General features: G+C 42.4%; 10 protein-coding genes and 1 pseudogene. 6 read left to right on the plus strand and 5 right to left on the minus strand.

All coding sequences use genetic code 11. The features are described 5' to 3' along the window. Window positions 1-88 precede the first annotated feature (88 nt). From VF675_RS12555 to nirB, 3 genes and pseudogenes are all read right to left on the minus strand, one after another. Window positions 89-340, minus strand: a pseudogene (locus VF675_RS12555) (hypothetical protein); the annotation flags it as partial. A gap of 182 nt (window positions 341-522) precedes the next feature. Further along, on the minus strand, window positions 523-2,133 hold the full coding sequence (gene nirD / locus VF675_RS12560; RefSeq protein WP_440205308.1) for a nitrite reductase small subunit NirD: 1,611 nt from the start codon (window positions 2,131-2,133) through the stop codon (window positions 523-525). A gap of 24 nt (window positions 2,134-2,157) precedes the next feature. Further along, window positions 2,158-4,704, minus strand: a complete 2,547-nt coding sequence (gene nirB, locus VF675_RS12565) for a nitrite reductase large subunit NirB (RefSeq protein WP_368782595.1) — start codon at window positions 4,702-4,704, stop codon at window positions 2,158-2,160. A gap of 503 nt (window positions 4,705-5,207) precedes the next feature. On the opposite strand from nirB, the gene VF675_RS12570 reads away from it, so the two are divergent. Together VF675_RS12570 and VF675_RS12575 are read left to right on the plus strand one after the other, a co-directional pair. Next, complete coding sequence (locus VF675_RS12570) at window positions 5,208-5,786, plus strand: ANTAR domain-containing response regulator (protein ID WP_070154220.1); 579 nt, start codon at window positions 5,208-5,210, stop codon at window positions 5,784-5,786. 10 nt (window positions 5,787-5,796) lie between these two features. Then, entirely contained in the window at window positions 5,797-6,801 is a 1,005-nt protein-coding gene (locus VF675_RS12575) for an ABC transporter substrate-binding protein (protein ID WP_179990452.1), read from the plus strand. 646 nt (window positions 6,802-7,447) lie between these two features. On the opposite strand, the gene VF675_RS12580 is transcribed toward VF675_RS12575, so the two are convergent. Next, on the minus strand, window positions 7,448-8,635 hold the full coding sequence (locus VF675_RS12580; RefSeq protein WP_440205309.1) for a phosphotransferase enzyme family protein: 1,188 nt from the start codon (window positions 8,633-8,635) through the stop codon (window positions 7,448-7,450). Window positions 8,636-8,727: 92 nt separating this feature from the next. After that, complete coding sequence (locus VF675_RS12585; protein ID WP_004973810.1) at window positions 8,728-9,309, minus strand: hypothetical protein; 582 nt, start codon at window positions 9,307-9,309, stop codon at window positions 8,728-8,730. A 198-nt stretch (window positions 9,310-9,507) separates the two neighbouring features. Between VF675_RS12585 and VF675_RS12590 the strand changes: the two genes are divergently transcribed. From VF675_RS12590 to VF675_RS12605, 4 genes are all read left to right on the plus strand, one after another. Then, a complete protein-coding gene (locus VF675_RS12590) occupies window positions 9,508-10,122 on the plus strand; it encodes a LexA family protein (RefSeq protein ID WP_180169322.1) in 615 nt (204 codons plus the stop codon). Window positions 10,123-10,164: 42 nt separating this feature from the next. Next, window positions 10,165-11,460 (plus strand): Y-family DNA polymerase, encoded by a 1,296-nt coding sequence (locus VF675_RS12595; protein WP_440205310.1) that lies wholly within the window; start codon window positions 10,165-10,167, stop codon window positions 11,458-11,460. Between the two features lie 111 nt (window positions 11,461-11,571). Continuing rightward, a complete protein-coding gene (locus tag VF675_RS12600; protein ID WP_096902348.1) occupies window positions 11,572-11,880 on the plus strand; it encodes a transcriptional regulator in 309 nt (102 codons plus the stop codon). Beyond that, window positions 11,877-12,191 (plus strand): helix-turn-helix domain-containing protein, encoded by a 315-nt coding sequence (locus VF675_RS12605; RefSeq protein WP_004973819.1) that lies wholly within the window; start codon window positions 11,877-11,879, stop codon window positions 12,189-12,191. The genes VF675_RS12600 and VF675_RS12605 overlap by 4 nt, the downstream gene beginning before the upstream one ends. The last annotated feature ends 69 nt before the right edge of the window (window positions 12,192-12,260 follow it).

The following is a 12,260-nucleotide window of genomic DNA, read 5'->3' on the forward strand; positions in this document are numbered from 1 at the left end:
ATTCAACCACAAATTGAGTCTTAATAAATCATCAAAGGGGTCAATTTTACTTTGCTGTTTTTAAGGTAAAAGGGGTCAGTTTTAAATTGCCGTTGACAGGATGCAGAAGCCGGGTTTTTAGGCTAAGTGTATCGGCAAGATGACTGCCTTTAATACACAACTTGCCCAAGTTCGCCGGATGCTGAACATCGCCTTCAATCTCAACCTTTTCACCCGTCGGGGTTTGGCTTAGGTGCGCAATGACGCCACAGCCTACCCCACAATAAGGACAGGTCGTCTGAGTAGTTTTTATTTGGGATTCAGTAGAGCTATGTAGTTCCATAACCGGAATACTATTCATTGCTGCTGTGCTCCTTAATCATCCAAATTCACTTGTTTCACCAAATCTCTGATATCTAGCTTTTACAGGTTTGATTTAAATTTTTTCTATGTCTCAAATGCTTTAATTCTCCCCAACCCTCCTTTAGCAAAGGAGGGAGGTTCCCCTCTTTATCCAAGAGGAGTTGGAGGAGATTTATCCGATTACCCTGCCTTTTTGAATGCAAAATCCCGACCAAAAAGCAGTTTGCTGCGGATATTGCTAATTGGTGTCTGGTCCGCAATCAGTTCTGCATACCAAGCCCCATCTTCAGTATCGCCAAATAGCACCGCACCAATGACTTTTTCCTGCTGGATGATGATCCGTTTATAAATCTGACGTTTTTCATCATTCAGCACGATATCTTCAAAATCATCCTGAGGTTCAAAATTTCCGGCCGAGAAGACATCACATCCACTGACCTTGAGTTGGGTCGGAACAGTCGGTGCCTTAAAGGTCAGTCGGCCATGTTCAGCCAGATGCGTCGCACAGATAAAGGCTTGTCCCCATAGGGGTTCAACCAATCCAAAGGTCTGACCACGATGCTCAATACATTCACCCACTGCATAAATACTCGGGTCATAGGTTTGCATGGTGTCATTCACCAGTACTCCACGATTGCAGCGCAAGCCAGCCTGTTCAGCCAGAGTTTTATTTGGTCGAATCCCGACGGCAAAAACTACCAAATCAGCATCCAGCACTGTCCCGTCTTTTAAACGCAGTTGAGTCACGTGGCCGTCTATACCGAGCAGCTCTTCGGTGTTGGCTTCAGTGATGATTCGGATGCCTTTATCTTCAATTGATTTTTTCAGCATTTGACTGGCTTTCATATCCAGTTGACGATCCATAATACGGTCCATCAGATGCAGCACAGTTACATTCATCCCCTGCTGCTTCAGTCCATAAGCTGCTTCTAGACCCAGCAACCCACCTCCAATCACGACGGCATTTTGCTTGGTTTTGCAGTAATCCAGCATGTGGTTAACATCCTGAATATCCCGGAAGCTAATCACGCCTTCAAGTTCAGCACCTGAAATTGGTGGTATAAAGGGTTTGGAACCAGTAGCGAGGATCAGACGATCATAAGCAACGATTTCACCTTTTTCGGTATGAACCTGCTTACGTGAACGGTCGATAGAGCTGGCAGCATCTCCAGCGATGAATCGAATGCCTTTTTCGGCATACCAGTCGGCTGAATGCAGCATAATTTCTGCAAAGCTTTTCTCACCAGACAATACCGGTGACAACATGATCCGATTGTAATTGCCCCATGGCTCTTCCCCAATCACGGTAATGTCATAACGATCTGGCGCCATATCCAGCAAGTCTTCCAGACAGCGCATGCCCGCCAGCCCATTTCCGACCAGTACCAGTTTTAAACGCTCTGTGTTCTGACCATTACTGGAAATATAGGTCTTTTGTGGAGTCGGACTCACCAGAACTTTGCCATTTTCAATTCGGGTTGGAAATACCAGTATTTTCTGGTCTTGCTCTTCCAGACAACGGCCGGTCACCAGACTGAAATGCTGCTTATAAATTGGGGATGCGACTACACGCTCACCTTGCAGATCACCCAGAATGCCACGTGCCATGACATTGGCCAGACTAAATGGATCTTGATTGCTGAGTGCATACACCCGCTGTTCCTGACCCACGCGAAAAATTGCAATCTGCTGATCTTCAATCAGGGCTGCCACACCGGTATTCGGGGTAATCTCATCCAGATTGCAGACTTCGTACCAGTTCAGTTCGTTCATGTCTTTTAAAATTGTCATTTTCATTCTCCCTGACTGTGGTATTTAGGCTTCAACCACTGGAATACGGTTTAAATCACGTTCAGCTTCTGTCTTTGGACGAATCTGGCCACGTACAGGCGCAAACTGAATATTCGGGTCATTCTGCTCAGCTGCTTTGGCATTGATAAAAGTCTTAAAGCGTTTGCGTACTTCAGGATCTTCAATCGCGGTGCGCCATTCATCCTGATAAGTGCCAATCACATGCTGCATACGGCTTTCCAGTTCAGCAGCAATACCCAGTGAATCATGCACAATGACATCTTTCAGATAGTCCAGCCCACCTTCCATATTGTCACGCCATACGCTGGTGCGTTGCAGACGATCTGCTGTCTGGATATAGAACATAAAGAAGCGGTCGATATATTTGATCAGTGTGGAAGTATCCAGATCCGAGGCGAGTAGTTCAGCATGGCGCGGTTTCATACCGCCATTGCCACATACATATAGATTCCAGCCTTTTTCGGTGGCAATGACACCGACATCCTTGCTCTGTGCTTCTGCACATTCACGGGTACAGCCAGATACTGCCATTTTGGTTTTATGTGGTGAACGCAGGCCTTTATAACGATTCTCCAGGAAAATCGCCAAGCCGACAGAATCATCGACTCCGAAACGGCACCAGGTACTACCCACACAAGATTTCACCGTACGTAAGGATTTGCCGTAGGCATGTCCAGACTCGAAACCGGCATTGATCAGTTTTTCCCAGATTTCAGGCAGCTGATGTACCTGTGCACCAAACATGTCAATTCGTTGTCCGCCTGTGATTTTGGTATATAGACCATAATCTTTGGCGATCTGACCGATGGTAATCAGGCCATCCGGGGTAATTTCGCCGCCTGCCACACGTGGCACAATCGAATAAGAACCATCTTTCTGGATATTGCCGAGATAGTAGTCGTTGCTATCCTGCAAACCGGCATGGCTAGGTTTTAGGACAAAGTCATTCCAACAGGATGCCAGAATATTGGCTACAGTCGGTTTGCAGATATCACAGCCCATGCCGTGCCCATGTTGCTGAATCAGGTCAGAGAATGTCTTGATCTCATGCACGCGTACCAGGTGATACAGTTCCTGACGTGAATAGGCAAAGTGTTCACACAGGTGATTGTTCACCGTGACACCCTGACGCTGTAATTCAGATTTGAGAACCTGCGTTACCAGTGGCGCACAGCCACCGCACGCTGTTGCAGCCTGCGTGCATTTTTTCAATGCACCCAATGAAGTTGCACCGCCATCAATGGCTGAACAGATATCAGCTTTAGAAACGTTATTACATGAACAGATGGTCGCACTGTCAGGCAATAAATCGATGCCACTGCCACCTGATTTGGAGGTTGACTGATCAAAGCCCGGCATGATCAGGCTTTCCGGTTGCTCCGGTACAGCCAGACCATTCAGCATCATTTGCAGGAGATCACTATATTCTTTGGCACAGCCCACCAGCACTGCGCCCAGCAGCCTGGTCTTATCTGCTGACACCACGATTTTTTTATAAACCTGCGCGGCTTCATCAGCATAGAAATAGCTCAAAGCACCTGGGGACATGGCATGTGCATCACCAATAGAAGCAACATCCACGCCCATCAGTTTGAGCTTGGTACTCATGTCCGCACCAGCGAATGCATGACTTTCTTGGCCTAGGACATGTTTTGCCGCGATCCGCGCCATGTCATAGCCTGGTGCAACCAGACCATAAATTTTATTGTCCCAAAGTGCACATTCACCAATGGCATAAATGTCCGGATGTGAGGTCTGGCAATAATCATTAATGATAATGCCGCCACGCTCACCAATCAGTAAACCACTTTGGCGCGCCAGTTCATCACGCGGACGAATGCCGGCCGAGAACAGGATGATATCGGTTTCAAGCACCGAACCATCTCCGAACTTCATTACATGCTGAGTGCTGTCACCATCTTCAATACTTGATGTGGCCTTTTGAGTATGTACCTTGACACCCAGGTCTTCAATTTTAGAGCGCAGTATCTGGCCGCCCAGATCATCAATCTGCACCGCCATCAGACGCGGAGCAAATTCTACGACATGGGTTTCCAGATTCAGATCTCGCAGGGCTTTCGCTGCTTCCAGCCCTAGCAAGCCGCCGCCAATCACTACGCCAGTTTTGGCATTCAGACTGGCTGCACGAATGGCATCCAGATCTTCAATGGTACGATAAACAAAGCAATTCTGACGGTCATTGCCCGGGATTGGTGGCACAAAGGCATAAGAACCGGTAGCGAGAATCAACTTGTCAAAACTCAGCACATCACCCTGGCTGGTGGTGACGGTTTTATGGAGCTGATCAATTTCAACCGCTTTAGTATTAAGTCGCAAATCAATGCCATAAGCATCGGCAAAATCACTACGACACAGACTCAAATCCTTGACCGACTTGCCGCTGAAATATTCGGTCAAATGTACCCGGTCATAAGCTAAATGTGGCTCTTCTGCCAAAATGGTCAGCTCAATGTCATCACCGGCCTGTTCCAGTACAGATTCGATGAATTTATGCCCCACCATGCCATGCCCAATCATGAGAATTTTCATATCTGCACTCCAACTATTGTTTTTTTAAAGATGATAAAAAGCCACATATCACGTCTAGGCATTGATATGTCTGCTGATTGAATATGTTGTAAATACCGCGACCCAGCACTTTGTAATGCTGGAGGAAGGGTTGAAACGCTTGTGCGTTTTGTATTGCTGAACAACTGACCATGTCATTTATCCTGTGCTGAACGAAATACCAATCACATTTTTTGAAAATGCAATTACGATCAGAACGGACATCGTTGGCCGTTGTTAGTATTGAAAGTCATCTTTGACGATTTAATAAATGCAGAAACCGTGCCAACTTTTTTAATAGAAAAATGCCTTGTTTCAGGCAGATGATCTACCTAAATGCTTCATTTTGATCAGCTATCAGCTGAAATCCCTAAAGCTGTGCACTAAATTGAACAGAAAAACGAAATTTTATGCACCAATTTAATGGCATGTTTTTTGCTTTAATCCTGCTTGAATATTCCTTAGGCCTTACTTGAAAATATTCCATGTCCAAATTACGAATTGCTCTTATTGATGATGATCTGGAGCGTGCCCAATTCATCCAGGAATCCCTGCTTTTACATGATTTTCAGGTGGTGGCCTGCTTAATCCTGAATGACCTGAATATGGTACATGTCAAAGGCATTCATGCAGATGTGATCCTGTTGAATATGGATCATCCGCATCGGGATATTATTGAAAGTTGTGTCAGCCAATATGAACTCCCGACCGTGCTGTTTACCCAGAACTCCAATAAAGACACCATCAAGAGTGCGATTGATGCCGGAATCACGGCCTATATTGTCGATGGTATTGATCCCACCAAACTAGAAAGCATTCTGGAAATTTCAATTGAACAGTTTCGCAAGCATAAAAAGCTGCTGAATGATTTAAAAGAAACCCAGGACAAGCTGATTGATCGTAAAGATATTGATAAAGCCAAAGCACTGCTCATCCAGCTACATGCCTTAACGGAAGAACAAGCCTTTGCTTTATTGCGTAAAAATGCCATGAGTCACCGGATTACCATTGGTGAAATGGCCAGACGCTTACTGGATGCACAGAAGCTGTTATTGGGCCAATAAGGAAAAGCATATGTCCACATTAGAAAAAACTGAACTCAATATTGGCTATATTCCTTTACTTGATTGTGTTGCCATTCTCTGGGCCGAAAAACAGGGGTATTTTTCCGAGCAAGGATTAACCATCAATTTAATCCGTGAAGCCTCCTGGTCAAGTTTGCGTGACCGTCTGGCCTATGGCTTTCTGGATGCTGCACATTGTCTGTCCGCCATGTTGCCCGCTGCTGCCTTGGGCACAGACCAGTTACAGGTAACTTTGCAAACCCCTCTAGTACTGAGCGTGAATCAGGCTTTTATTAGCCTGCGCCAAGATCTGTGTTATGAACTCGGCATCCAGCCAGGGGATGATGAAAAAAGTACCTCAAGGAAACTGGTACTGGCTTTACAACAGGATCATCCCATCAATCTGGCCTATGTCTATAAATATTCGATTCACCATTACTGCTTAAAAGAATGGTTGGCGCTAACCGATCTACAACTGGCCAAGAATATCCAGCTGATGACCTCTCCACCGCCTTCCATGGTAAAAGGAATCGCAGAACAGGTATTTGATGGTTTTTGCGTGGGAGAACCCTGGAATATTCAGGCCAAACTTGAAGGCTATAGTTTTATCGTTGCGGCGAGCCAGAATGTCATTCCAAAAGTTGCCGATAAAGTCTTAGCCATGACCCAGGAATGGGCAGAACAGCATCCATTTACCGTAGAGGCAGTGGTCAAGGCAGTACAAAAAGCGCAGGATGATTTAAAGCAGTGCAGTGATTTATCAGAAGTATGGGACATGCTGGTAGACTATCAGATTATTCAGTTTGAATGTTCCGCCCAGCGGCATGTCTATGACTTTTATAAGATTAAGAATATCATCCGGAATTTTGTTGGGGAAAGTGCCGAACCGAAAGTCGATGATTTTATCTGGCTCCTGCAGCAGATGGATAAATGGGAAAATATTGAAATGACCGCAGCCAAAAAAAAACAGATTGCGCAATCCTGTATTTATCAGCAAGAAGTGACCGTTGTTTAAAATATTATCTATTCTCATAAAAAAAGACCCAGAAAAATTTTGGGTCTTTTAGATTTAACGTTTTATTTAGCTGAATGCCTGTTGTAAACCCAGTACGGTTCAGTTAGCATTAACACTTAGGTTGTCAGTGAATTGATGTTGTGTAATAGCCCCCAATTAAAACGGACACTTCTCAATTAAGACCTAGTCAATTGTGGTTGAACTGTGTAATCGCTTGAGATGGAGAATAACGTTCATCCTGCTTTTCAGCAGTTATAGTGATGATTGGCAGTTGAAATATTTCTAAATGTACTCCTGTTCCAGCAGCAGAGCTATGTTGTACATTCAAACCATAAATTAAATTGATCGACAATCGCATCTGCAGTAATAACAGAAATAGAGGCAGGCGCTTTTTGTAAACAATCTGTACGCAAACCCTCAGTCTTTACTGTAAAACTAAAATACGGCGTGGTTTCATTGGCTGTGATGACAATCGTATCAAATTATTGAATACCATTTTCTGCATCAACCCAAGGTACCCAACACAGCGATGACAGAATGAAGATTTTTAAAGGCGCAGTGAATATATTCTGTTTGAATTTACAATTGTACATATAAAATCTTGCATTAAAAAAGTAGTGATGCTTGAGGCATTTAGCTGTGCAGATTATGACAATTCGCGTTGAAGGAATCGAGTAAAAGTCTGGGTAAATTGCTGTCCTTGCTCTGTAAAAAACCAATTTACATGTCCAACAATCCAATCATAATAAGCAGCATCGGCATGTTTCAGGTTTTGGGTAATCCCGACAAAATATTCAAGTTCTGAAAATGCGAAATCCAAATGCACAATTTTTAGCAGTTCTGGCAAAATACTAAAGTCTTGTTGTGGGTGTATTTCTGCACAATACGCTTGTAAAAACGCGCTTAAACCCGCTTCATCAACATTAATTTGTGACGTATGTTCTAAAGCCAGCCAATCTATAAAGTTACGCTCAATCGTTATCGCAAGGTCGTACAGCGCTGAATTTCGATCCGATAAGCCAAAATCAATCACCGCTGTAATATTGGCATCGGCACTTTGCGTAGACCAAAACAAATTGGAAGCATGCAAATCATTATGTGTCCAAATTTTAGTCGCCTGCTGCAATACATGCTTAATTTTACGATGCGTCTGGAATACGCGCTCTAAAAAAACGGTGTCTAAGTTTTTATCGGCAAAATAACGGCTCAATTCAGGGCTGTTTTGAATACGTTGCTGAATAGCCGTTACGATATTTTCACTTTCTAAAAGCTGCTGATTTGATACTAAATAACGCGCCGATCTGCCATGTAACTCAGGAAAATCCTGCATGGCGACATGCAATTTGGCAAGCAAACTTCCCACTTTTGCAGCATGTTCTGTATAGAAAAACGGCGTCCAAGATTGCTGATCGACATATAAGTCAAAACCTGCTGCTTTTTCGTAGACTTCATAAGTCCAGTCGCCCATTTCTAAAGCGGTCAGTCCGCAATTCGAGGCAATTAATGTCGCAACAGGAATGTTTTTACTGGCTAAATGTTGTAAAACAGCATGCTCTTGCAAAATATCTTGCGCATTACGAAATGAACGATGACTGCGTTTAATGAAATACGAGCGACTTCCTATTTTATCTGTACTGACTGCATCCTGCGTGACTTCAATCACTGCGGCTGATGAAAATGGGCGCGGACTGCACCACAGAATTTGAATACCCCCTTGCAAGCATGGGTAATACGGTTGCAGGTTGTGTAATTCTGAGACAGTCAGATGTGCCCAATCTTTATATTCCCAGTCATTCCCCATGCCATGACCTAAATCATGTGTGATTGTGGTCATTTTCGATATTCCTTAACCTGATCAGCATTGTGTAATCGTATATTCCCTGCCATCCATCTCAAATAATCATTTTTTAGATAGATGATAGCTATTTAATTAACGGTCTTGGCTTGTCGTAAACGCAAATTCACTTCATCTACAATCTGATCTAAACCTGTGTCATAAGCAGCTTCACTCACAAAAGACACCATATTTTGTGTAACTTGCGGCAAATTGTAATCTGCATACCATGACAATGAATTCACTTCTATTTCACGTTCACCCTGCAAAATCACGAATCTTTTTTGCATCCAAGCCTGCAAATTTTCACCCGTATAGGCATCATAAAAAATAATATCGGTCAGATAAAAATCTTTCATCATGTAGGAGTAAGCCACGCTATTTTCTTCTGGCTCATAATTAAAAAAAGGTGTGGTGGTCAGATGAAACTCAACCAGAAAATGACGTTTTAAACGATGATTTTGATATTCCGCTTTGACTTTAATCGGGCAACTGATTTGCGCAAAATCAATTTCATGTTCAGTATTTTGCTTAAAATATTCAGCCAAAGACCAGACCTGATGTTTAATGAAATCCTGCATTAAAAACTCAGGTTCAAGTTGTGAATTGATTAATCCCAACAGTAAAGATTCAACTTCTTCTTTCGTTAAATAAATGTCTTCAACAATATGCATGCCAATCTCTAAATATGCTGCTGCGATAGAAAAATCCTAACGGAAAGGCTTGTGTTTGTATAGCTATGCAATCGTAGAGTGTGATCTATATCTAGCAATCAATCATCCACGTAGATTGAATCTTAATCATATTTTCAGCTATGCTATCAACACATCAAATTTCACTTCAAACACGCCTCGTTGCGTAGGAGTAATCTCATGTCTAAGAAGTTACCTATTTACTTCTCTGACGCTGCTTGGGCGTCATTACAAAAAATCATGGGTGCGGATGGTAAACCCAGCCCTAGCCTGAATGCCCTGCTTGAACAAATTGAATTGCTGAATCAGCATGATTTTCAAGCACTTTCTAAAAGAAAAACACTGCATCTTCCCGTAACAATAGAATCCATTCCTGCAGGTTTTCCTTCGCCTGCTCAAGACTATATTGATAAAAATATTGATCTGAATGAATATCTCATTTCCAATGAAAATGCGACCTTTTTAAATGTGGTACGCACCACCTCTATGGTGAATGCTGGGCTTGAATACGGCGATATTGTACTGGTAGATCGCAGCAAAGAAGCCAAACACCGCAGTATTGTGGTCGCATTAATTGACCAAAAAGACCTGACTATTAAACGCTTGATGATTACAGCCAAAATGTCCAAAAGTGAATTGGCCGAACATTTTGGTGAAGACTATGACCCTGCCACTTTGCCTGAAGCTTGGCTTAAAGCAGAAAGCCCCGACTACGACAGCATTTACCTGAAAGATGGGCAAACTTTTGAAGTGTTTGCCGTGGTCACGTGGAATTTAAAAAACCTGATGGTTTAAACCCACAATAACGCATAAAAAAGCCGAATAAGTAGAATAGTCATGAAAGCTTTAGAGCAAGTTTTTGCGCTCATTGACATTAATAATTGTTATGTGAGCTGTGAGCGGTTGTTTCAACCACACCTGAATCATCGTCCTGTGGTGGTGCTTTCCAATAACGATGGCTGCGTGGTGTCACGTTCCGAAGAAGCCAAACGACTTGGCATTAAAATGGCTGTGCCCTTTTACCAAGTTCAAGAATTAATTCAACAACATGATGTTGCGGTCTTTTCAAGTAATTATGCGCTCTATGCAGAAATGTCCAGACGTTTTAATAATATTATTCAAGAATTTGTCAGTGCCAAAGATGTTGAAATTTATTCGATTGATGAAACCTTTATTGAACTGAGTTCATATTCTCAGACCGACTTAAATGAATTGGCACAAGAAATTAAAGCAACTTTATGGCAATGGCTGGCTCTGCCTGTGTGTGTCGGTATCGGTCACAGTAAAACTGAAGCCAAACTAGCCAATCATCTTGCTAAGAAAAATAGCTATTTCAACGGCGTGTGTAATTTACTCCATATGGACTTATGTAGCAAAGAAGCCTTATTTCAACACATTGATGTCGCTGAAGTCTGGGGTGTGGGCCGCAAAAACGCTAAAAAATTACAATCATTGGGTATCCGTTCTGTATTTGATCTAGCAACAAGCAATCCAGACCAAATGGAGCGCCAATTTTCTATTTTGATGAAAAAAACCATTCTTGAACTCACAGGTACAGCATGTATTGAACTGGAGCACAATACCGTAAGTAAGCAGCAAATCATCAGCTCACGTTCTTTTGGGCAGCGTGTAACAGATATTCATGCGCTTTCAGAAGCTTTGAGCGATTATTTACAATCTGCTGTGCAAAGGCTCAGAGCTGAAAAAAGTTTATGTGGTTGTATGATCATTTTTGCGCAATCTAACCGTTTTGATCCGCGCCAAGTTTTTTACAATCAATCGGTCACTATTGCTTTCAATGAGCCAACAGATTCTGCTTTGCTCATGAACAAAGCCATGATGAAGCATGTGACAACGCTATTTCAGGAAGGAATTGCCTTTAAAAAATGTGGTGTGATTTTAACGGGACTTGAACCCAAACAAAGCTATATTCACGACCTGCTTACAGATACTGACGCCAGTGAAAAACAGGAACAATTACAGCAAGTGTTGGATACCGTGAAAAATAAATTTGGTGTGCAAAAACTCGCCATTGGAGCATGTAAATTGCAAGATCGAACTTGGGCGATGCAGCGCAGCCATTTAAGCCCGAATTATTTTAGCTGGGAAGGTTTATTGGCGCTTGGTGATTAGCAGTGATTTGATTGGGCTAAAAAAGCTCACAATATGAGACCTAATTTAATGCTTAAAAGTACTACAAAGTAGTATACAATTAAACACTACAAAGTAGTATAAAGGTGTTTGATGTATACCATCTGTGAGACTACTTTTTTTACCAATGAATATCCCTACTATTGGACTGAAGAACAATACAATGACTTTAAAATTTTCATTGCCGAGAACCCTACAGCAGGAGATGTAGAACCTGGTACTGGCGGCGTTCGTAAAATTCGATGGGGTGGAAAGAGTAAAGGTAAACAAGGTGGTGTTCGTGTAATTTATTACAACCGTTTAGCAAATGGCGAAATTTGGTTATTGACCTTATATAGTAAAGACACAATTACCCAACTTGAGAAAAAGACACTTAGACAATTAGCGGAGTTACTGAAATGAGTCGTTTATTAAGTGACAAAGAATTGGAAGCTCGAGAAGCAAAACGAGACTTAAATGTTGAATTATTAGAAGGCGTTAAACAAATGCTTGCTAATAACGCAGCAAGAAAAACTGTGATCAATGAAACAGATGTTGCTTTAGCACGAAGAAAGTCTGAACTCACTCAAGATCAATTTGCTAAAATTTTAGGTATCTCTAAACGTACATTGGAATCTTGGGAGCAAGGTGTTAGAAGACCTTCAGGAGCAGCTCAATCACTGATTAAATTGTTTATTTTAGATCCTCAATTTGTTCGTGACCATCTCGCTTAAATGAAATAGCCCTCAACAACGAGGGTTATTATTTTGCCTTTCCTATAGCAACAGCAAATCTTAGATAGC

The sequence above is a fragment of the Acinetobacter sp. Lyrl_1 genome (genome assembly GCF_051948795.1).
In the GTDB taxonomy this organism is placed as follows: Bacteria; Pseudomonadota; Gammaproteobacteria; order Pseudomonadales; family Moraxellaceae; genus Acinetobacter; species Acinetobacter towneri.